At 65.7% G+C, this 18,483-nt stretch carries 26 protein-coding genes; 9 read left to right on the plus strand and 17 right to left on the minus strand.

Translation table 11 applies throughout. The features are described 5' to 3' along the window. Position 1 precedes the first annotated feature (1 nt). The 5 genes from def (E4S58_RS10110) to E4S58_RS10130 all read left to right on the plus strand — a co-directional run bounded on the left by def (E4S58_RS10110) (position 2) and on the right by E4S58_RS10130 (position 3,161). Complete coding sequence (def, locus tag E4S58_RS10110) at positions 2 to 499, plus strand: peptide deformylase (RefSeq protein WP_136636287.1); 498 nt, start codon at positions 2 to 4, stop codon at positions 497 to 499. Next, positions 496 to 990 carry a peptide deformylase gene (def, locus tag E4S58_RS10115; RefSeq protein WP_136636288.1) on the plus strand — a complete coding sequence of 165 codons (495 nt, stop codon included), beginning with the start codon at positions 496 to 498 and terminating at the stop codon, positions 988 to 990. Before def (E4S58_RS10110) ends, def (E4S58_RS10115) begins: the two co-directional genes overlap by 4 nt. Before the next feature lie 65 nt (positions 991 to 1,055). Beyond that, complete coding sequence (gene fmt, locus E4S58_RS10120) at positions 1,056 to 1,961, plus strand: methionyl-tRNA formyltransferase (RefSeq protein WP_136636289.1); 906 nt, start codon at positions 1,056 to 1,058, stop codon at positions 1,959 to 1,961. Between the two features lie 157 nt (positions 1,962 to 2,118). Then, positions 2,119 to 2,355, plus strand: a complete 237-nt coding sequence (locus tag E4S58_RS10125) for a GlsB/YeaQ/YmgE family stress response membrane protein (RefSeq protein WP_136636290.1) — start codon at positions 2,119 to 2,121, stop codon at positions 2,353 to 2,355. Positions 2,356 to 2,363: 8 nt separating this feature from the next. After that, positions 2,364 to 3,161 carry a DUF6635 family protein gene (locus E4S58_RS10130; RefSeq protein ID WP_240789520.1) on the plus strand — a complete coding sequence of 266 codons (798 nt, stop codon included), beginning with the start codon at positions 2,364 to 2,366 and terminating at the stop codon, positions 3,159 to 3,161. Positions 3,162 to 3,164: 3 nt separating this feature from the next. Here E4S58_RS10130 and rnhA read toward each other — a convergent pair whose 3' ends face one another. The 3 genes from rnhA to E4S58_RS10145 are packed head-to-tail and all read right to left on the minus strand — an operon-like array spanning position 3,165 to position 4,864. Beyond that, entirely contained in the window at positions 3,165 to 3,617 is a 453-nt protein-coding gene (gene rnhA, locus E4S58_RS10135; protein ID WP_136636292.1) for a ribonuclease HI, read from the minus strand. A gap of 33 nt (positions 3,618 to 3,650) precedes the next feature. Next, positions 3,651 to 4,250 carry a class I SAM-dependent DNA methyltransferase gene (locus E4S58_RS10140; RefSeq protein WP_136636293.1) on the minus strand — a complete coding sequence of 200 codons (600 nt, stop codon included), beginning with the start codon at positions 4,248 to 4,250 and terminating at the stop codon, positions 3,651 to 3,653. After that, on the minus strand, positions 4,247 to 4,864 hold the full coding sequence (locus E4S58_RS10145; RefSeq protein ID WP_136636294.1) for a LysE family translocator: 618 nt from the start codon (positions 4,862 to 4,864) through the stop codon (positions 4,247 to 4,249). Before E4S58_RS10145 ends, E4S58_RS10140 begins: the two co-directional genes overlap by 4 nt. A gap of 148 nt (positions 4,865 to 5,012) precedes the next feature. On the opposite strand from E4S58_RS10145, the gene E4S58_RS10150 reads away from it, so the two are divergent. Beyond that, complete coding sequence (locus E4S58_RS10150) at positions 5,013 to 5,540, plus strand: TetR/AcrR family transcriptional regulator (protein ID WP_136636295.1); 528 nt, start codon at positions 5,013 to 5,015, stop codon at positions 5,538 to 5,540. Positions 5,541 to 5,546: 6 nt separating this feature from the next. Here the strand turns inward: E4S58_RS10150 and recO are convergent, their stop codons facing one another. Continuing rightward, entirely contained in the window at positions 5,547 to 6,278 is a 732-nt protein-coding gene (gene recO, locus E4S58_RS10155; protein ID WP_136636296.1) for a DNA repair protein RecO, read from the minus strand. A gap of 54 nt (positions 6,279 to 6,332) precedes the next feature. On the opposite strand from recO, the gene E4S58_RS10160 reads away from it, so the two are divergent. Further along, a complete protein-coding gene (locus E4S58_RS10160) occupies positions 6,333 to 6,950 on the plus strand; it encodes a Pr6Pr family membrane protein (protein WP_136636297.1) in 618 nt (205 codons plus the stop codon). 8 nt (positions 6,951 to 6,958) lie between these two features. Here E4S58_RS10160 and E4S58_RS10165 read toward each other — a convergent pair whose 3' ends face one another. Together E4S58_RS10165 and era are read right to left on the minus strand one after the other, a co-directional pair. Further along, positions 6,959 to 7,288 (minus strand): DUF1491 family protein, encoded by a 330-nt coding sequence (locus E4S58_RS10165; protein WP_136636298.1) that lies wholly within the window; start codon positions 7,286 to 7,288, stop codon positions 6,959 to 6,961. Then, positions 7,285 to 8,193, minus strand: a complete 909-nt coding sequence (era, locus tag E4S58_RS10170) for a GTPase Era (RefSeq protein WP_136636299.1) — start codon at positions 8,191 to 8,193, stop codon at positions 7,285 to 7,287. The genes E4S58_RS10165 and era overlap by 4 nt, the downstream gene beginning before the upstream one ends. A 455-nt stretch (positions 8,194 to 8,648) precedes the next feature. Here era and E4S58_RS18025 point away from each other — a divergent pair, with 455 nt between their 5' ends. After that, positions 8,649 to 9,071: a thermonuclease family protein gene (locus E4S58_RS18025; RefSeq protein ID WP_240789521.1), complete on the plus strand. Its 423-nt coding sequence runs from the start codon at positions 8,649 to 8,651 to the stop codon at positions 9,069 to 9,071. 19 nt (positions 9,072 to 9,090) lie between these two features. Here E4S58_RS18025 and E4S58_RS10180 read toward each other — a convergent pair whose 3' ends face one another. From E4S58_RS10180 to E4S58_RS10205, 6 genes are all read right to left on the minus strand, one after another. Continuing rightward, positions 9,091 to 9,891: an endonuclease/exonuclease/phosphatase family protein gene (locus tag E4S58_RS10180; protein WP_136636300.1), complete on the minus strand. Its 801-nt coding sequence runs from the start codon at positions 9,889 to 9,891 to the stop codon at positions 9,091 to 9,093. Beyond that, positions 9,888 to 10,571 (minus strand): ribonuclease III, encoded by a 684-nt coding sequence (rnc, locus tag E4S58_RS10185; RefSeq protein ID WP_136636301.1) that lies wholly within the window; start codon positions 10,569 to 10,571, stop codon positions 9,888 to 9,890. The genes E4S58_RS10180 and rnc overlap by 4 nt, the downstream gene beginning before the upstream one ends. Positions 10,572 to 10,643: 72 nt before the next feature. After that, the gene (gene lepB / locus E4S58_RS10190) at positions 10,644 to 11,486 is read right to left on the minus strand and encodes a signal peptidase I (protein ID WP_136636302.1); all 843 of its coding nucleotides are present in this window, start codon (positions 11,484 to 11,486) and stop codon (positions 10,644 to 10,646) included. Positions 11,487 to 11,569: 83 nt separating this feature from the next. Further along, positions 11,570 to 11,977 (minus strand): holo-ACP synthase, encoded by a 408-nt coding sequence (gene acpS, locus E4S58_RS10195; RefSeq protein WP_136636303.1) that lies wholly within the window; start codon positions 11,975 to 11,977, stop codon positions 11,570 to 11,572. Positions 11,978 to 12,043: 66 nt separating this feature from the next. Continuing rightward, positions 12,044 to 12,517 (minus strand): nucleoside deaminase, encoded by a 474-nt coding sequence (locus E4S58_RS10200; protein ID WP_136636304.1) that lies wholly within the window; start codon positions 12,515 to 12,517, stop codon positions 12,044 to 12,046. A gap of 42 nt (positions 12,518 to 12,559) precedes the next feature. Continuing rightward, on the minus strand, positions 12,560 to 12,754 hold the full coding sequence (locus E4S58_RS10205) for a hypothetical protein (RefSeq protein ID WP_136636305.1): 195 nt from the start codon (positions 12,752 to 12,754) through the stop codon (positions 12,560 to 12,562). 93 nt (positions 12,755 to 12,847) lie between these two features. On the opposite strand from E4S58_RS10205, the gene E4S58_RS10210 reads away from it, so the two are divergent. Further along, a complete protein-coding gene (locus tag E4S58_RS10210; RefSeq protein WP_136636306.1) occupies positions 12,848 to 13,762 on the plus strand; it encodes a LysR substrate-binding domain-containing protein in 915 nt (304 codons plus the stop codon). 43 nt (positions 13,763 to 13,805) lie between these two features. On the opposite strand, the gene E4S58_RS10215 is transcribed toward E4S58_RS10210, so the two are convergent. From E4S58_RS10215 to folK, 5 genes are read right to left on the minus strand one after another with little or no spacing between them, the layout of a single operon-like run. Further along, positions 13,806 to 14,558, minus strand: coding sequence for a pyridoxine 5'-phosphate synthase (locus E4S58_RS10215; protein ID WP_136636307.1), 753 nt, complete (start codon positions 14,556 to 14,558; stop codon positions 13,806 to 13,808). Further along, positions 14,555 to 15,238, minus strand: a complete 684-nt coding sequence (locus E4S58_RS10220) for a DUF2062 domain-containing protein (protein WP_169052651.1) — start codon at positions 15,236 to 15,238, stop codon at positions 14,555 to 14,557. Before E4S58_RS10220 ends, E4S58_RS10215 begins: the two co-directional genes overlap by 4 nt. Continuing rightward, positions 15,216 to 17,393, minus strand: coding sequence for a RelA/SpoT family protein (locus E4S58_RS10225; protein ID WP_136636815.1), 2,178 nt, complete (start codon positions 17,391 to 17,393; stop codon positions 15,216 to 15,218). Before E4S58_RS10225 ends, E4S58_RS10220 begins: the two co-directional genes overlap by 23 nt. 30 nt (positions 17,394 to 17,423) lie before the next feature. Further along, positions 17,424 to 17,783 carry a DNA-directed RNA polymerase subunit omega gene (rpoZ, locus tag E4S58_RS10230; RefSeq protein WP_136636309.1) on the minus strand — a complete coding sequence of 120 codons (360 nt, stop codon included), beginning with the start codon at positions 17,781 to 17,783 and terminating at the stop codon, positions 17,424 to 17,426. Between the two features lie 51 nt (positions 17,784 to 17,834). Continuing rightward, entirely contained in the window at positions 17,835 to 18,413 is a 579-nt protein-coding gene (gene folK, locus E4S58_RS10235) for a 2-amino-4-hydroxy-6-hydroxymethyldihydropteridine diphosphokinase (protein WP_338101525.1), read from the minus strand. Positions 18,414 to 18,483 lie beyond the last annotated feature (70 nt).

The following is an 18,483-nucleotide window of genomic DNA, read 5'->3' on the forward strand; positions in this document are numbered from 1 at the left end:
CATGGCGGTACTGCCGATCCTGAAGTGGCCTGACCCGCGCCTGTCCGAGGTCTGCACCCCCGTGCCCGAGGGCGAGGATCTGCGCGGCCTGATCGCCGACATGTTCGACACGATGTATGCCGCCCCCGGTCGCGGTCTGGCGGGGCCGCAGGTCGGTGTGATGAAGCGGGTGTTCGTCATGGATGTGACCTGGAAAGAAGGGGCGAAGACCCCCGTGGCCTGCCTGAACCCGGTGATCGAACCGCTTGGCGAGGAAACCTCGGTCAACGAAGAGGCCTGCCTGTCGATCCCCGGCGTGTCGGCGCGGGTGTCGCGGCCGTCGCGGATCCGGTTGCGCTGGTTCGATGCGGACTGGCAGCCGCAGGAGGCCGAGCTTGGAGGTTTCCACGCCGTCTGCGCCCAGCATGAAGCCGATCACCTGGACGGCAAGGTCATCTTCGACCGGGTGCCGCTGGTCGCCCGAAGCGCCCTGATGGCGGATTACGGGGCCTTGCGATGACCGTCCGACCGATCCTGCGCTGGCCCGACAAGCGGCTGCGCACTGCTGCGGCCGAGGTCACCGAGGTGACCGACGACATCCGCGCGATCTGGACCGACATGATCGACACGATGGAGGCGATGCCGGGCGTCGGGCTGGCCGCCGTGCAGATCGGTGTCATGCAGCGGCTGGCGGTCGTCGATGCCTCGGAAAGCCGGGGGCAGGCCGTCCGGATGGCCAATCCGCAGGTCCTGCATGCCAGCGTGCAGCCGCGCGAGCATGAGGAGGCCTCGCCCTGCCTGCCGGGGGTGTCGGCCAAGATCGAACGCCCGCGCGCGGTGACCGTGCGGTTCCTGAACGAGGCCGGAGAGATCGAGGAGCGTGATTTCGTCGGGCTCTGGGCGACATCGGTGCAGCATCAGATCGATCACCTGGCCGGCCGGATGTATTTCGATCGGCTGAGCAAGATGAAGCGGGACATGCTGCTGCGGAAGGCGAAGAAATTCGGCTGACGGCGGCGAGGGGCGCTGCCCCTCGCGCTCCCCGGAGTATTTCCGGCAAGATGAAGGGAGACGGGATGCGCGTCATATTCATGGGAACGCCCGAGTTTTCGGTGCCGGTGCTTGAGGCGCTGGTCGATGCCGGGCACGAGATCGCCTGCGTCTACTGTCAGCCGCCCCGGCCTGCGGGGCGCGGCAAGAAGGACCGACCGACCCCGGTGCATGCGCGCGCGGTCGAGATGGGTCTGGATGTCCGGCATCCGGTGTCGCTGAAGGGGGCCGAGGCGCAGGCCGAGTTCGCCGCGCTTCAGGCCGAGGTGGCGGTGGTCGTGGCCTATGGTCTGATCCTGCCGCAGGCCGTGCTGGATGCGCCCGCGCGGGGGTGCCTGAACATCCACGCCTCGCTTCTGCCGCGCTGGCGCGGGGCAGCGCCGATCCACCGGGCGATCATGGCCGGAGATGCCGAAACCGGCGTCTGCATCATGCAGATGGAGGCAGGGCTGGACACAGGTCCGGTGCTGCTGCGTGAGGCGCTGTCGATCGGGGCGGAGGAGACCACGGATCAGCTGCACGACCGGCTGTCGGTGCTTGGGTCGCGTCTGATCGTCGAGGCGCTGGCGCGGCTGGACGAGCTGGAGGCGGAGGTGCAGCCCGAGGACGGCGTGACCTATGCCAGCAAGATAGACAAGGCCGAGGCGCGGGTCGACTGGACCCGTCCGGCGGATGAGGTCGACCGGCTGATCCGGGGGCTGTCGCCCTTCCCTGGCGCCTGGTGCGAGGTCGAGGGGCAGCGGGTGAAGCTGCTGGGCTCGCGACTGGGGGCCGGGCAGGGCGCGCCGGGCGAGGTTCTGGACGATGCGCTGACCGTGGCCTGCGGCGATGGCGCCGTGCAGCTTCTGCGGCTGCAGCGGGCGGGCAAGGGCGCGCAATCCGCGGCGGATTTCCTGCGGGGCAATCCGATTCCTGCTGGCGTTCGGCTTTAGGCAGGCTGTTAAGGGCGGGCAGGGCCGGGATCGTCGGCGTTGGTCTGGCGCGGGCAGCTGTCGGGTTTCGGGCGATGCAATTCAGACGAAATGAGCCGCCGTGCTTGAAAGCATCGGGGCAGGTGCCCATTCTGGATCTGTCAACGGAGGGTGCGGCATGGGTGTGATCTGGCTTCTGATCGTGGGCGCGGCGGCAGGGTTTCTGGCCACGCGAATGATGCGGATCGAGGCGTCGATCCCGGTCACCATCGCCATCGGCATGGGCGGCGCGCTGATCGGCGGGCTGGTCGTGCGGGTTCTGCTGTCGGTCATGGGGCTGTTTGCCGGTCTCATCGGGGCGGTTCTGGGCGCATTGCTGCTGATCTGGCTATGGCAGACCTACGGTCCCAAGTAAGGTCCCAGGTGCGCGATCCCCGGGTCGATCTTGTGCGCGCCTTCGTGCGCCGGGTGTTCGGGGCGCGCGGCACGCTGCGGCTGCATCGGGCCGCGCTTGGCTGGGATCTGGTGAAGGCCCCGGTCAACGTGGTGCTGGCGCCGGCGTTCCTGCTGTCGCGCCTCATGGCCCTGCTGGCCGGATGGGGACGGATGCCCGGGCTGGCGTCATGGTTGCGGCGGCGGCAGGTGTTTTTCCGGACGGCCGTGGCGGTGAAGGTGGCCGATGCGGTGACGGATCTGGTGGCCGATTTGCGCGGGCAGGGCTTGGTGACCGCGTCGGTCGAGGCCGAACGCACGGCGATCGACGCCTACGTCACCACCCGCAGCGCGGTGTCCGAGATGGTGACGACGCTGTTCGTGCTTGGGACCGGGGCGCTGCTGTTCGGAACGGCGACGCCGGGCATGATCTCTCTGGCCGGGCCGATGGCCGAACGGCGGGCCGAAGCTCAGGCGGTGGCAGAGTTTCCTCTGGGCCAAGCGCTTGGCGGGCTCTACTACGGGGTCTTTCCGGTCGCGCTGCCGGTCTGGCAGGTGGTCGCGACCGGGGTGGCACTTGCCGTCATCGGGGCGATCGTGACGACCTTTGCAGGGGTGCTGGCGGATCCGGTGCAGGTGGCGACGGGCACGCACCGGCGGCGGCTGATGCGGATGCTTGAGCGGATGGACCGGGCTGACAGCGGCGGGGTCGAACGCGAACACCTGCTGGCCCGCGCCGGGGACCTGTCGGATCTGGCGCTCAGCCTCTGGCGGGGGCTGAAGGGATAGGTCTCAGCCCTTGAAGGGCGCCATGCCGGCGCGGGCCAGTTCGTCCGCGCGTTCGTTTTCGGGGTGCCCGGCGTGGCCCTTGACCCACTTCCAGGTCACCTGGTGGCGCGCCTGCGCCTCGTCCAGCCGCTGCCACAGGTCGACGTTCTTCACAGGCTTCTTGTTCGAGGTCTTCCACCCGTTCCGCTTCCAGCCGTGGATCCAGCCGGTGACGCCGTTCTTGACGTAGGCGCTATCGGTCACGACCGTGATGGCGGTTGATTTGCCTAGCGTTTCCAAGGCGCTGATCGCCGCGAGCAGTTCCATCCGGTTGTTGGTCGTTTCGGCCTCTCCGCCCTTCAGGTCGCGTTCCTTGAGGACGGTGTCGCCCTCTTTCGCCTGAAGAAGCACGCCCCAGCCTCCGGGGCCGGGATTGCCGGAGCAGGCTCCGTCGGTGAAGGCAAAATAGTCGGCCAAATGTCCGTCCTCGGTTCAATGTCGCGTCGCGGGTCAGGGGCGTTTGACACCTGTCATCAGCGCCCATCCGAAGGGGCTGCTGTCCAGGCCGGTGCCTTTGCCCCGCCGTACCTCCTCATCCACGATGACGCCCGCGAGGTCCAGAGCGCGATGCATCTCTGCGACCTCCCAGTAGGTGTAGAACCGGTCCAGGCTGTCGCGCCCTTCGCCCGTGCCGACCTTGAAGCCGATATGGATCACCCCGCCGGGTTTCAGCGCGCGGTGCAGGCGCTGCAGGTGTCCGGGCACCGCATCGCGCGGGGCGTGCAACAGGGTGAAGTTGGCCCAGGCCCCATCATAGAGGGCATCGCCGTCGATCTGGTCAAAGCGGGCCAGGCGGGCGGGCACCCCGCTGTCGATGGCACGGGCCACCATCCCGGGTGAGGCATCCACCGCATCGACGCTGCGACCCGAGGCCATCATCCGCAGGGCATGATGGCCGGGACCACAGCCCAGATCCAGCACGAGGGCGTCTGGCGGCAGGCGAGCGAGGAAGGCGTCGAGCGCATCGTTCTCCCAATCGAGCCCGCGCCTTTGACCGTATTTCCGGGCGGCCTCGTCATAGACGGCCAGGGTCCGCGCATCGGCGGTCATGCCCGTTCGGCCGCCAGTCTCAGCCCGAGGGCCGCGAAACTTGCGGCGAAGATCCGGCGCAGCCAGGTCATGGCGCGTTCGGAGCCGACGATGTACCGGCGCATCGTTCCGGCGGCGAGCGCATAGGTCATCATGACGCCGCCGGTCGTGGCGACGAACACCGCGCCAAGCAGCATCAGGTCGCGCGTCGGGTCGGGGGTGCCCGCGGGCAGGAACTGCGGCAGGAAGGCGAGGAAGAAGAGCGGCAGCTTGGGGTTGAGAAGGTTCAGCAGCACGCCGCGCCGGACGATCCGCCAAGGCCTGTCAGCCCGGGCGCGGGTGTCCGGATCGACCGCCAGCGTGCCGGTCGCCCGCAGCGTCGTCCAGGCCATCCAGAGAAGATAGGCCGCGCCGGCGAACTTGATGGTCTGGAACAGAACGGCCGAGGTATGCAGAACTGCCGCCAGCCCTGCCAGAGCGACGGCCAGGTGCACGACGGTCGCCAGCGTGCAGCCAAGCGCGGCCCACAACCCGGCGCGCAGGCCCGAGCCAAGCGATGTCGACAGAGTGTAGATCACCCCAAGGCCCGGCGCGATGCAGACGATCAAGTTGGCAATGAAATATTCATAACTCATGGGCACAATTCCTTTGGCGGCAATTGGGCCGGTCGCGGCAGGGTTCGTCAACCGCCAACATTTCTGTATGATCGGGGCGATGTGATCACTTTTCTTTGCAGGCGCAGAAAAATGCTGCATGGCAGCGTTGATGAGGTAACATGGGGGCATGAGTCGCAAGCAACGCCTTACTGCCGATGACTGGCTGCAGGCTGGTCTGTCCGCTCTCGCGGCCTCCGGGCCCGAGGCGCTGAAAGCCGAACCCTTGGCGCGGGCGCTCGATACCACCAAGGGGTCGTTCTACTGGCATTTCGATGATGTTCCCGGCTATCGGCAGGCGCTGCTGGATTTCTGGCATGACCTGACGGCCAAGCTGCCCGCCACCCCGTCCGAGAAGTCCGAAGCCGTCGCGCAGCTGCAGACCATGATGGAGACGGGATTCGGCGGTGATCCGGATACAGAAGCCGCGATGCGCAGCTGGGCGGCCACCGACCCGGCGGCGGCCGTGAAGCTGGCGAAACTGGACGCCGCGCGTTTGGCGCACCTGTCGGCGGTGCTGCGGGAACTTGGCGTGACCAACCCTGACATCGCGCGCACGCTCTATGCTGCCAAGGTCGGCATGGGCCTGCTGTCGGACGACGTGGCTGATGACAGGGCATTGAAAACGCTGGTTGATCTGGTGCTCGCCCTGCGCTGAGCGGGATCAGGCCGCCACCCCCCGCATGAACAGATCGACGAACCTTTGCCGCGCCTCGGGCAGCGGCTTGCTTCCCAGATCGGGCGCAAGATGCTGGTTCAGGAAATGGCCCGTGACCCGGTAACCTTCGGCGATTTCGCTGTCGGGTGCATCGCCCTGACGCAACAGGCACGGCGGCAAAGGCAGCAGCCGGTCGGCATAGTCCCCCGCGCCCGCCCGCGTCACGGCCCGCCCCGTGCGTGGCGAGATATGGGTCAGCCCGTCGGTCGCCCCGGTCACGGCGCAGGAGGTCAGATCCAGCCCGAAGCCCAGATCTTCCAGCAGCGCCAGTTCCCAATGCAGGTAGGCCAGCGGCCAGAGGTCGGTCTGGTCCAGCAGATCAAGCAGCTGTTCGGTCCGGGCATACAGCCGGGGGTGCGGTTCGCGATCGGGCAGGGCGAAACACAACAGCGCCGTGACCGCGTTCAGCCCGGCCAGGGCCATGCGGTTCGACATCACCACCGCCGCGCGTGATCTGAGCGGTTCCAGCACGAAGGTACCCAGGTGTTCCTGCAAACGGGCATTCCAGGCGATGTCCATCTGCGCCCCGGGTTGCAGAAACGGCGCCATCCGACGCGACGCGCCGCCGCGCACGATGCCCGCGTGACGCCCCTGCGCGGGGGTGAAGACCTCGGCGATCACCGCCGATTCCCCGTGCCGTTTCACCGACAGCAATATGCCTTCGTCTCGCCAGTCCATGCGCCTTTATCCGTGCCCTTGCGCGGCAGGGCAAGTTGGCGCAATCCTGCCGCCATGACGCTTTCGCCCCTTGCCCGGTTCCTTGCCCTTGTGGTCGCCGTGATGGCCTTTGCCAGCCTTGGTGCGCAGGTGCTGGTCACCCAAGCCGAGAACCCGGAGGATGGTGGTCTGGCCACGCTGTGGCGGCTGGCGCGGTTCTTCACGATCCTGACGAACCTGATGGTTGCCGTGACCTATGCCGTGCTGGCGGTGCGGGGTCGGGTCCGTGCGCCGGTCTGGCTGGGTGGTGTGACGCTTTGGATCGCGATCACGGGGGTGGTCTATCACCTGCTCCTGGCCGAAACGGACGGCGCGAAGGCGGGGCTCGACTGGTGGGCCAACCTCGGCCTGCATGGCAGCGTGCCGGGGGTGGTGGCCCTGTGGTGGCTGGCCTTCGGTCCGCGCGACGGGCTGGGGGTGCGGGCGGCGCTTTTGTGGATGCTCTGGCCCCTCGTCTACGTGTGCTACGCGCTGGGCCGGGGGGCGATCGACGGGGAATACCCCTATTTCTTCACCAGCCCCGTTCAGGTCGGCTGGGATGGCGTGCTGCGCTGGACGGTGATCCTTGCCGTGGCTTTCCTGATCGCGGGGCTGATGCAGATCGCGCTCGCCCGGCTCGTGCGGCCGAGATAGCGGTCGCGTCAGTCCGACAGCCCGGGTTCGTCCAGAAGGTGACGACCCTGCCGATCCTCGACTTCGATCACCCAGAGATCGGGGTCATAGCCGCGCTGGCGGGTGATGGCCGCGTCGACCTCGGACTCATCCCCTTCGGCCAGCGTCATCCACTGGCGTGCACCGGTCATGATGTCGAAACTGCGCTGAAAGGCCTGCGCCTTGCCATCAAGCGTCGCGAGCTTGACCAGGACCGCGCCACCGGTGTCGTCGCCATGGGCCACCACGAAGGCGGGGATGTCCTGCAGGCGCAGGCGGGTCAGGTAGGCGTCGACCCAGACCCGCGCCGTCAGCCTCATTTGTTCCCGTCGCGGAAATCGAGCCCCATCTCGGAATAGCGTTCCTTTTCCTCAAGCCAGTTGGTGCGGACCTTGACCTGAAGGAAAAGATGCACGCGGCGGCCGAGGAATTCCTCAAGCTCTTCGCGCGCCAGCTTGCCGACTGCCTTGATCGTCTCGCCCTTGTTGCCCAGCACGATGCCCTTGTGGCCGTCACGGGCCACATAGACGATCTGGTCGATGCGGGCCGATCCGTCCTCGCGTTCCTCCCAGGCCTCGGTTTCCACGGTCAGCTGGTAGGGCAGTTCCTGGTGCAGGCGCAGGGTCAGCTTTTCGCGCGTCATCTCGGCCGCGATCATGCGCAGGGGCAGGTCGGCGATCTGGTCTTCGGGATAAAGCCAGGGGCTTTCCGGCATCTCGCCCGCCAGCCATTCCTTCAGATGTTGCACGCCGTGGCCCTTTTCGGCCGAGATCATGAAGGTCTGTTCGAAATCGTAGGCGGCGTTCAGCTTCTCGGTCAGCTCCAGCAGTTGCGGCGCCTCGACCCGGTCGATCTTGTTGATGGCCAGGGCGATGCGGCGATGCTTGGGCATCTCCTGCAGGACATCGAGAATGCGTTCCACGCCCGAGGTGACGCCGCGATGCGCCTCGATCAGCAGGACGGTGATATCGGCATCGGCCACGCCGCCCCATGCGGCGGCGACCATCGCGCGATCCAGGCGGCGGCGCGGCTGGAACAGGCCGGGGGTGTCGACGATGACGATCTGGCTCTCGCCTTCCAGCGCCACGCCGCGAATGCGGGCGCGGGTGGTCTGCACCTTGTGCGTGACGATAGAGACCTTGGCCCCGACCAGTCGGTTGGTCAGGGTGGACTTGCCCGCATTGGGCTCTCCGATCAGGGCGACGAATCCGGCGCGGGTGCTCATGGGCGATCCTTGGGTGGTTTCCGGGCCTCATAGAGGATTCCGGTGACCAAAGCCAGAACCCCGACGCGCGCCGCCCCTGACGCTGCTTCTTCTGGTCCGAAATACCTCGGGGGAGGCCCGCAGGGCCGGGGGCAGAGCCCCAACCGGGACATCGGCTTCAAGGAATAATCCCGGAAACTTGGTGTTTCCGTGTGGATTTATTGACTCCCAATAAGGCCATTTCAAAAATGACATTAGGGAGAATCGATTTGGAATTCATTTTATTATTGCTTGCGGTGGTTTGCGTGGTGGCACTCTTGGCGCCACGGGATCGCAGATCCACGCGGAGGCCGACCTCGATCGACCTGCCGAAAGAGATATCACGGCCGACCGGTCCACGGCCTGCGCCCTGTGTCCCACTTGGACCTCCGGTGTCCGAGCCGACGAAACCCGCAGCATTTTCAGGCAGGTGCACGGTGATCGACGGGGATACCATCATCGTGAAGAAACAGCGCATTCGCCTGTTCGGGATCGATGCGCCGGAAATGGAGCACCCTTGGGGCAAGAAATCGAAGTGGACCTTGATCGGTCTTTGCAAAGGCAAGGAAATCCGCGTCGAGCCGCAGGATCAGCTGTCCTATGATCGGATCGTTGCAAAATGCCTGCTGCCTGACGGGACGGACCTGTCGGCCGAAATGGTGCGACGGGGGATGGCGATCGATTGGCCGAAATTCTCGGGCGGGGTCTATCTGCAATTCGAACCCGAAGGGGTGCGTAAGCGGCATTGGCGGGCCGATGCCCGGCAGAAGGGGCGGCAGGATCTTTGGTCGACGCCCTATGATCCGTCGGCGCGGAAACGGTCCGGGGCGACCACTGACAGGGATCCGCGCCCGTCGTAAGGGGCGCAGCACAGGACTGTCAGGCCGTATGAAGCACCAGCGGGCAGTGGTCCGAGATCTCGGGCGTCTGCACCACCTCGAAGGCCGCGTCCTTGAGCGGGCCGTTGACCAGCATGTAGTCCGCCCATCTCTGCGGTTTCGGATAGTAGGACGTGCGGGTGCCGTCATAGCCGCGCAGGGTGACAAGGTTATAGGGCGCGACACGGGTCATGACGCGGAAGGTCTCGGACCCCGGCAGGACGTTGAAATCGCCACAGGCCACGACCGGATCGCCGGGCTGCTGCACGGCCTGGATCATGGTCGCGAACTTGCGGGCCTGTTCGCCCCGCACGGGCGTGTCCATCTTGCCGTTCAGATCGCGCAGACCGTGCATGTGGCCGATGGTGACACCGCCTTCTTCGGGGTGAAAGACGCGCACGACATGGGCGGTGCGCGACCGGGGGTGCGCGCCGAACCCGGCGGGTGAGAAATCGCCATGCACAAAGCCCTGGTGCTGGCCCACCACCGTGAGTTCCGGCCCCAGGAAGGTCGCCAGCCCCCAAAGCGCCGGGATCGGCCGTTCGCCCAGCCAGAGCGTGCCGCAGGCCGCCGGGCAGAAGGTCACCCCGTGATCGGGAAGCACCCGCAGGATATCGCGGAGCATGTCGGCGCGCTGCGGCAGGTTCTGGCCGTCATCGCGGTAATCCAGCCAGGCTGAAGGGCTGCCGGGGGCATAGACGACCTCTTGCAGGCAAAGGACATCAGGCTGTTCGTGGGCCAGCCAGTCGGACATCTGTTCGAACAGGCGCCCACCCCAGGCGTTCAGGCTGACGATCTTCATGACGGGCCGATGCTTTTCAAAAGCGCTTGTGCGGCGGCCTGTTCGGCGGCGCGTTTCGACCCGGCGGTCGCGGTGGCGGACTGACCGGATTTCAGCCGCGCCTCGATCCGGAATTCGGGGGCGTGGTCGGGGCCTTTCCGTTCCAGTTCGGCGTAGCTGGGCGGCGGGAGGCCGCGCGCCTGTGCCCATTCCTGAAGGGCGGTCTTGGCGTCGCGGGCGTCTTCCTCGACCTGGTCGATGCGGTCCCCCCAGAGACGCAGGATCAGGTCGCGCGCGGCCTCGAACCCGGCGTCGCGGTATACGGCGGCGATCACCGCCTCCATCGCGTCGCCCAGAAGCGCCTGCTTGCGACGTCCGCCCGACAGCTGTTCGGATCGGCCCAGTTTCAGCACCGTGCCCAGATCGACCTGGCGGGCCACGTCAGCGCAGGCCTCTTTCCGGACCAGAGCGTTGAAGCGCGGGGCCATCTGGCCTTCGCTGGCATCCATGTCCTTGGCAAACAGCGCCTCGGCCATGACCAGGCCCAGCACCCGGTCGCCCAGGAATTCCAGACGCTGGTTGTCGCCGCGCGTCGGCGAGGAGACCGAGGAATGCGTCACCGCACGCACAAGCAGTTCGGGCCGGGCAAAGTCATGCCCGATCCGGCGCTGGAACTCTTTCAATTCAGCCGACAGTTTCACCACAGTCCCCCGAAGCGTCCGCGCATCCTAGCACCGCGACGCCCCGTGCCAACAGGTGCGTCGCCTGCGGGATTATTCGATACCCTTGAAGAACCGGTCGCTGCGCCAGGTCCAGAAGAACAGCATCGACCGTCCGGCGGAGGAGAACATGATCCGATCCGCGCGGCCGATCAGATTTTCGTAGGGCACGAAGCCCACCCCGAACGAGGTCTGCGCGACCCGGCTGTCGGTGGAGTTGTCGCGGTTGTCGCCCATGAAGAAGTATTCGCCTTCGGGCACGGTGAAGACCTTGGTGGTGTCCAGGTCACCACGGTCGGTGATGTTCAGGGTCGAATGGGTCACGCCGTTGGGCAGGGTCTCGATCTGGCGTTCCTTGACGCACTGACCGCCTTCGCCGACGGGGTCGTTGGAACACCGGGGGAAACGGCGTTCGGGGCCTTGCGCTTCCTTCACCTCGGTGAAGGTGCCGCCGTCCTCGACCTTGACGGGTTCATCGTTGATGTAGATCAGGCCTTCCTTGACCTGCACGCGGTCACCCGGCAGGCCGATCAGGCGCTTGATGTAATCCTGGTGCGTGACCGGGTGGCGAAAGACCACGACGTCGCCGCGTTCGGGTTCACCCGCCAGCACGCGCGTGTTGTCACCGTCAAGGAAGCCACAGATGTCGTCCGCGTCGATGTCGATGCCGAAGCGCGCGATCTTGATGTTCGGGCAGGAGGCGTAGGAATAGCCGTAGGCCATCTTGTTCACGAAAAGGAAATCGCCGACCAGCAGCGTGTCCTTCATCGAGGACGAGGGGATCCAGAAGGGCTGGAAGAACAGCGTGCGGAAGACCCCGGCGATGATCAACGCCCAGAAGATCGTCTTGATGGTTTCCCAGACGGCCCCCATGAAGCCCTGGTTTTCGTCAGCCATTGCGGATGTCCTTCTGCTCGACGCCTGATGGGTTCATGCGTCCGGGGCCGGGGGGTGTCAAGGCAGCAGCCCGCCTGCGCTGATCAACCGTCGGAGAGGGGGCGCGCCTCGATCACGACAAAGGCCTGCGCCCAGGGGTGGTCGTCGGTGAGGGTGACGTGAATGATGGCCTCATGCCCTGCGGGGGTCATCTGCGCCAGCCGTTCGGCGGCCCAGCCGGTCACATGCATCACCGGCTGGCCGGTGCGCAGGTTGGTCACCGCCATGTCCTTCCACGAGATCCCCATGCGCAGCCCGGTGCCAAGTGCCTTTGAACACGCCTCTTTTGCGGCCCATCTCTTGGCATAGGTGCCCGCGACATCGGCGCGGCGTTCGGCCTTGGCCTGTTCGGTTTCGGTGAACACGCGGTTGCGGAACCGGTCGCCGAACCGGTCGAGCGTCGCCTGAATCCGGTCGATGTTTGCCAGATCGGTGCCGATTCCAAGGATCATTGCGGGGTGTCCATTGCCTGTTGCCGTCCCCGCTTACAGGCTTTGCCGGGGCTTGTCAGCGGGGGCTCAGTCGGCGCCCATGGCATAGATGTGGCGGATGCGGTCTTCGTCGACGCCGCCGATGGCGGTGAAGTCGTCGTGATCGGCGCGGCGGAAATCGGGGATCGTCAGTCCGGGGAAGGCGAAATACTTGGTTTCGACCACATCCGGCCGCCCGGCCGCATAGATCACCCGCCGGATGCCGGCAAAGCGCATGGCGGACAGGCACATCTCGCAGGGTTGCAGGGTGGTCAGCAGCGTGCAGCCGCTCAGGTCCGGGTCCGACAACGCCCGGGTCGCGGCAGAGATCGCCACGATTTCGGCATGACGGGTGGGGTCATGGCGCAGGTGCACCTCGTTGAGGCCGCGCGCGATCAGCGTGTCGCCCCGCATCACGGCGGCGGCGATCCCGGCCTTGCCGCCATCCTTGGCCTCGTCCAGGGCGCGGTCGATCAGATCGCGCATCACGTCGCGTTCGGCTTGGGTCGGCTGGTTGGTCATGGTGCTTTCTCCGGGTTGCGGGAAAGCTGTGGCGGTCCGGCGTCAGGTCAAGATCGCGCGGGCATGGGGCAGGGTGGCCTGCCGCGCGGCGGGGCCTGCGCCGGGTGCGGGCGGCGGGGTCAGCGGCAGGTCGGCCAGATCGCGCTGAGACATGCGCGCGATGTCGGGATGGGCGAAGGGATCGCCGGGCGCGGGATGCACGGCGGGGGTGAAAAGCGCTGTGAACCAGTTGGTCATGGTTTTCTCCTGTGTTTAAGATATTGTGGTATATGGTCGCTGCACGGCCTGAATGAATTGCAGCGGATCTTCATATGGCTTTAGGTTTTGTGAATGGATGAGCTGAGCCGAGCCCCCCTGAACGGATTGCGCGCCGCCGAGGCCGTGCATCGCCTTGGGTCCCTGTCCGCTGCGGGCCGCGAACTTGGCGTGTCGGCCGGCGCGGTGAGCCAGCAGATCGGTCGGCTGGAGGGCGCGCTTGGCCTGCGCCTGTTTGATCGCCGTCCCGGTGGCATGATCGCCGCCGAGGGACAGGAAGAGGTCTTTCGCCTTTTGCGGCAAGGGTTCGAACGGCTGTCTGCGGCTGTTGAGGAAACGCGCAAGGATCGCCAGACCGCGTTGACCGTGTCCTGTGCCCCGATCTTTGCGGCGCGCTGGCTGATCTGGCGGCTGCGCGATTTCACCCGGGCGCACCCCGATATCCGGATCCGCATCGACAGCGACACCCGGCTGATCGACCCAAGCGACGGATCAGCGGATTTCGCGATCCGCATCGGCAACGGTCCCTATCCCGGGGTTGAGGCCGAACGGCTGTTCCCGCAGCGTATCCTGCCGGTTTGCAGCGCCGAGCTGGCCGAGGGGCTGAGGACGCCCGCCGATCTGCGCAGCGTTCCGATCATCCGCGACGTGAAGGCGATGTTCGGCTGGTCGGATTGGCTGACGGGGCAGGGGATCACGGCATCCGACCTGCCGGACGGGCCTGAGTTCGGGGAAGGATCGCTGTGCCTTGATGCCGCGATGACCGGCGCCGGCGTTTTCCTTGGGTTTGAAACGCTGTGCGCCGATGCGCTGCGGCGCGGCCAGATCGTGGCGCCCTTCCCGATCTGGCGCGAAACCGGCGCGGCCTATTGGCTGATCTCGGCGCAGGACCGGTCGCTGAGCGTGCCGCAAAGGCGGTTTCGCGCGTGGTTGAAGGGCGCGATCGAGGCCGAGGGGCTGGGCGTGGCCGAGGTGCCGGGGGCGCGGTAGGGCCGCTGCGCGCGGTGCGTGCAAGCACGCACCCTACGCCGGGTCAGGCCGTTTCGCGGGCCTCGTCCATCAACCTGCGCATTTCGCGGATCGCCGGGTCGAGGCCGCGGAAGATCGCCTCACCGATCAGGAAGTGACCGATGTTGAGCTCCATCACCTGCGGCAGGGCGGCGACGGGTTTCACGGTGTCGTAGGTCAGCCCGTGTCCTGCGTGTACCTCAAGCCCGAGGGAATGGCCGAAGGTGGCCATGTCGGTCAGGCGGGCCAGTTCGGCGTCGCGCTTGTCAAAGGCCCCTTCGGCATGGAAGTCGCAGTAGGCGCCGGTGTGCAGTTCGATGACCTCGGCGCCGATGCGGTGCGCGGCTTCGATCTGGCGCTGGTCGGCGGCGATGAAGATCGAGACGCGGCAGCCGGCCTCGCGCAGCGGGGCGATGAAGTGCGCCAGCTTGTTTTCCTCGCGCGCGACTTCAAGCCCGCCTTCGGTTGTCCGTTCCTCGCGCTTTTCGGGCACGATGCAGACGGCGTGCGGCTTGTGGCGCAGGGCGATCTTCTGCATTTCGTCGGTCGCCGCCATTTCGAAATTCAGCGGCAGCGTCAGGCCATCCATCAGGGCTTCGATATCCGCGTCCGAGATGTGGCGGCGGTCTTCGCGCAGGTGGGCAGTGATGCCGTCGGCCCCGGCCTCTTCCGCGATCTTGGCGGCCCGCAGGGGATCGGGATAGGCCGATCCGCGCGCGTTGCGCACGGTGGCCACGTGATCGATGTTCACCCCGAGGCGCAGCTTGCCGTCCGTCATGTCCCTGTCTCCCGTCCCTTGTCGACCTTGTCGTTTTTCGCGCGCTTGGCCGCGTCGGCCTTGGCACGGATCGCGGCGAGCTTGGCTTTCAGCGCGCCGCGCCTGCGGTGTTGATAGGCGCGGATGATCGGCACGGACAAGTAGTAGGCCGCCAGACCGGCCACGATCCCGGGGATGATTCCGCCGATCATGAAGGGATAGAAGATGTCGTGATAGAAGACCTGCAACGCGGTCCAGTCGGCGTCCTTGTCGGTGAACAGCGCCCAGACATTGTCTTTCAGATCCTGTGCCGCATAGAAGAATTTCTGCGTGAAGGTATCTTCGTGCCCGGCCGAATGCGGATGCCGGCCCAGCAGGAACAGCCCCGTCTGGACCGAGATGATGGCGATCGGCACGAAGGTCAGCGGATTGCCGACAAAGGTGGCCAGCAGGGCGGCCAGGATATTGCCGCGCACGATGAAGGCGATGATCGCGGCGGTCAGGAAGTGCAGACCGTAGAAGGGGGTGAAGATCGTGACGATCCCGGCGAAGATGCCGCGCGCGATCTTTTCGGGGCTGTCGGGAAGGCGCCGCATCCGGTGTTTGACGTAGTGAAACGCCCGGGCCCAGCCGCCGCGCGGCCAGATGAACTCCAAAGCCATTTGCCAGAGAGGACGTCTATCGCGACGTTTGAAGACCAACGGTCTCTCCGATCTCTGCCGGGGCGGGCGCTGGGGGCCTGGCCGCCGACGGGTTTCTGTGGCGCGACAGGGCAGCAATATCCGACTCGGCCTCAAGGGCCGAGGTCACATTGTGCAGATGTTCCGCGTCGCGCAATTCGATGTCGACCAGGATCCTATAGAAGTCAGGTTTCCGGTCGATGAACTTGAGATCCGAGATATTGGCCTTCTGCTCTCCGATCAATGTGCAAATCCGACCAAGGACACCTGCGTCGTTGCCCATTGTCACGGCCAGGGTGACGGGGTTCACCGCGGCGTGCTTGCCCGCGTGCCAATGCAGGTCCAGCCAGCGTTCGGGCTGATCCTCATAATCGCCCAGCACCGGGCAGTCGATGGCATGGACCACCACGCCCCGCCCCTTCCAGGTGATGCCGACGATGCGTTCGCCGGGCAGCGGCTGGCAGCAGGCGGCGCGTTCGAATTTCTGGCCGGGGGCAAGGCCGATCACCGCACGGTCACGGGCGACGCCTTCGCCATCATCCGGCACGAGTTTGGGATAAAGCGTCAGAACGACCTGGCTGGCGCTAAGCTCGGCCGAGCCGAGCCGGGCCAGCAGGGTGTCGCGGCTGTCGAGCCGCAGCTTTTCCGCAGCGGTTTCCAGTGCCTTGTCGGTGGCCTTCTTGCCGATGTGTTCGAAGGCGGACCGGGCCAGTTCCCAGCCCAGCTTGATGAACCGTTCGCGGTCGACCTCGCGCAGGGCGCGGCGGATCGCGGTCTTGGCCTTGCCGGTGGTGGCGATGTCGAGCCAGGTCGCCTGCGGCTCCTGCCCCTCGGCGGTGATGATCTCGATCGACTGGCCGTTCTTCACGCGGGTCCAGAGCGGCACGCGCATGCCGTCGATCTTGGCGCCGACACAGGCCGACCCGATCCGGGTGTGGATGGCGTAGGCGAAGTCAATGGGCGTCGCACCCTTGGGCAGCTTGACGACCTCGCCCTTGGGCGTGAAGCAAAAGACCTTGTCCGAATACATTTCCAGCTTCACGGCCTCGAGGAAATCCTCGTGGTCGTCTTCGTTCTGGAACTGTTCGGACAGGGTGGTGATCCAGCGGGCGGGATCGACGGCGAAGGGGTTTTCCGACGGCACGCCATCGCGGTACGACCAGTGCGCGGCGACCCCGGCTTCGGCGACCTCGTGCATTTCCTTGGTGCGGATCTGCACCTCGACCCGCTTGCCGTCGCGACCGGACACGGTGGTGTGGATCGACCGATAGCCGTTCGACTTGGGCTGGCTGATGTAGTCCTTGAACCGGCCCGGCACCGATCGCCAGCGGCGATGGATCGCGCCCAGCACGCGGTAACAGTCGTCTTCGGACCCGGTGATGATGCGGAAGCCGTAGATGTCGGACAGGCGCGAGAAGCTTTGGTCCTTTTCCTCCATCTTGCGCCAGATGGAGTAGGGGCGTTTTGCGCGGCCCGTGACGGTGCCGCCGATTCCCACGCGGGTCAGTTCGGCGCGCATGTCGGTGGTGATCCGTTCGATGACGTCGCCGGTTTCCTGCTGCAGCATGACGAAGCGGCGGATGATCGAATTGCGCGCTTCGGGGTTGAGCACCTTGAAGGACAGGTCCTCAAGCTCTTCGCGCATCCATTGCATCCCCATGCGCCCGGCAAGGGGCGCGAAGATGTCCATGGTTTCGCGGGCCTTCTGCACCTGCTTTTCGGCACGCATCGACCGGATCGTGCGCATGTTGTGCAGCCGGTCGGCCAGCTTGACCAGAAGCACGCGCAGGTCGCGCGACATCGCCATGAAGAGCTTGCGGAAGTTTTCGGCCTGCTTCGTCTCGGTCGAGTTCAGCTGCAGGTTGGTCAGCTTGGTGACGCCGTTGACCAGTTCGGCAATATCGGTGCCGAACTTCTCGGCCACGATCTGATAGCTGGCCTTGGTGTCTTCGATGGTGTCGTGCAGCAGGGCGGTGACGATGGTGGCATCGTCAAGGTGCTGCTGCGCGAGGATCGACGCGACTTCTATGGGGTGCGAGAAGTAGGGCTCACCGGATTTCCGGTACTGCCCTTCATGCATGTCGCGGCCGAAGTCGTAGGCATCGCGAATCAGTTGTTCGTTCGTCCGGGGGTTATAGGCGCGGACCAGCGTGATAAGATCATCGGCAGGCTTCAGATCCACGTGGTCGCGCCTTCCCGAAGCAGGTCAGCCCTGGCCGCCCTGCGCCTCCATCAGTGCGCGAAGCAGTTTCTCTTCGCTCATGTCGTCGTCGGCCGGTTTGTCCGCCGCTTCGGACCCCATCAGCAGCGCCATGCTGTCTTCTTCGGGCTCGTCCACTTCGATCTGGGCCTGGTTGGCTTCGATCAGACGTTCGCGAAGTTCGTCAGCGGACTGGGTTTCCTCGGCGATTTCGCGCAGGCTGACGACCGGGTTCTTGTCGTTGTCGCGGTCCACGGTGATCGGTGCGCCGGCCGACACTTCACGCGCACGATGTGCGGCAAGCAGGACGAGCTCGAACCGGTTCGGGACTTTATCAACGCAATCTTCAACGGTCACACGGGCCATAGGGCACTCCGGGTTATCGGGGATGAAAGGCTCTCATACGCGCAAGGTGCGTTATTGACAACCCGAATCCGCCAGTCTTTCCACGCCGGCAAGGTCATCTTCGGTCAAATCCGCGTGCATCTCGGCGATGGTCCGCCCCAGGACTGGGTGGCGCCAATCGGGGGCGATGTCCATCAGCGGCACCAGCACGAAGCCGCGGTCCTGCATCCGGGGGTGCGGCAGGATCAGCGTGTCGGGCGTCTCAGCGGTTTGTCGCGCATGCGGCAGGTCGTGCCAGTGCTGCCAGGTGGCGCGGTCGGGCAAAATCACGTTACCAGAGGCGATCAGGTCAAGATCGACCGTACGCGGTCCCCATCTGTCTTGGCGTATGCGCCCGAAGTGCTGTTCGATTCCGTGCAGTTCGGCCAGAAAGTCGACCGGATTCAGCGTGCTGGCATGGCTGAGGGCGCCGTTGACGAAATCGGGCCCGCTGCCTGCCGGAAAGGCGGGGGTGCGGTACCAGTGTGACATTGCAACCTCAGGTCCTAGTCGACGGCGGACTTCCTCAACCACAGATTGAAGTAAATTTTCGCTTTTCAATCCGTTGCTTGGCAGATTTCCCCCCAGGGCAACGAGGTGATGGTAGGTCACTATGGGTCATACCTATTCTTTTGCGGCCGCCTAAGTTCTTGATACACCCGCAAATTGCATCTATCCTAGC

Origin of the sequence: Pseudooceanicola onchidii (assembly GCF_004959925.1) — a bacterium.
GTDB classification, from domain to species: Bacteria; Pseudomonadota; Alphaproteobacteria; order Rhodobacterales; family Rhodobacteraceae; genus Pseudooceanicola; species Pseudooceanicola onchidii.

Excerpts from the sequence above, each read along its gene's own strand:
- lepB (WP_136636302.1), bottom strand. The coding sequence starts at position 11,486 with ATGGCTGACGAAAACCAGGGCTTCATGGGGGCCGTCTGGGAAACCATC.
- def (WP_136636287.1), top strand. The coding sequence starts at position 2 with ATGGCGGTACTGCCGATCCTGAAGTGGCCTGACCCGCGCCTGTCCGAG.
- E4S58_RS10125 (WP_136636290.1), top strand. The coding sequence starts at position 2,119 with ATGGGTGTGATCTGGCTTCTGATCGTGGGCGCGGCGGCAGGGTTTCTG.
- E4S58_RS10210 (WP_136636306.1), top strand. The coding sequence starts at position 12,848 with ATGGATGAGCTGAGCCGAGCCCCCCTGAACGGATTGCGCGCCGCCGAG.
- E4S58_RS10140 (WP_136636293.1), bottom strand. The coding sequence starts at position 4,250 with ATGACCGCCGATGCGCGGACCCTGGCCGTCTATGACGAGGCCGCCCGG.
- E4S58_RS10200 (WP_136636304.1), bottom strand. The coding sequence starts at position 12,517 with ATGACCAACCAGCCGACCCAAGCCGAACGCGACGTGATGCGCGATCTG.
- fmt (WP_136636289.1), top strand. The coding sequence starts at position 1,056 with ATGCGCGTCATATTCATGGGAACGCCCGAGTTTTCGGTGCCGGTGCTT.
- E4S58_RS10165 (WP_136636298.1), bottom strand. The coding sequence starts at position 7,288 with ATGAGGCTGACGGCGCGGGTCTGGGTCGACGCCTACCTGACCCGCCTG.
- E4S58_RS10180 (WP_136636300.1), bottom strand. The coding sequence starts at position 9,891 with ATGAAGATCGTCAGCCTGAACGCCTGGGGTGGGCGCCTGTTCGAACAG.
- E4S58_RS10145 (WP_136636294.1), bottom strand. The coding sequence starts at position 4,864 with ATGAGTTATGAATATTTCATTGCCAACTTGATCGTCTGCATCGCGCCG.
- recO (WP_136636296.1), bottom strand. The coding sequence starts at position 6,278 with ATGGACTGGCGAGACGAAGGCATATTGCTGTCGGTGAAACGGCACGGG.
- E4S58_RS10205 (WP_136636305.1), bottom strand. The coding sequence starts at position 12,754 with ATGACCAACTGGTTCACAGCGCTTTTCACCCCCGCCGTGCATCCCGCG.
- rpoZ (WP_136636309.1), bottom strand. The coding sequence starts at position 17,783 with ATGGCCCGTGTGACCGTTGAAGATTGCGTTGATAAAGTCCCGAACCGG.
- def (WP_136636288.1), top strand. The coding sequence starts at position 496 with ATGACCGTCCGACCGATCCTGCGCTGGCCCGACAAGCGGCTGCGCACT.
- acpS (WP_136636303.1), bottom strand. The coding sequence starts at position 11,977 with ATGATCCTTGGAATCGGCACCGATCTGGCAAACATCGACCGGATTCAG.
- era (WP_136636299.1), bottom strand. The coding sequence starts at position 8,193 with ATGAGCACCCGCGCCGGATTCGTCGCCCTGATCGGAGAGCCCAATGCG.
- E4S58_RS10150 (WP_136636295.1), top strand. The coding sequence starts at position 5,013 with ATGAGTCGCAAGCAACGCCTTACTGCCGATGACTGGCTGCAGGCTGGT.
- E4S58_RS10215 (WP_136636307.1), bottom strand. The coding sequence starts at position 14,558 with ATGACGGACGGCAAGCTGCGCCTCGGGGTGAACATCGATCACGTGGCC.
- E4S58_RS10160 (WP_136636297.1), top strand. The coding sequence starts at position 6,333 with ATGACGCTTTCGCCCCTTGCCCGGTTCCTTGCCCTTGTGGTCGCCGTG.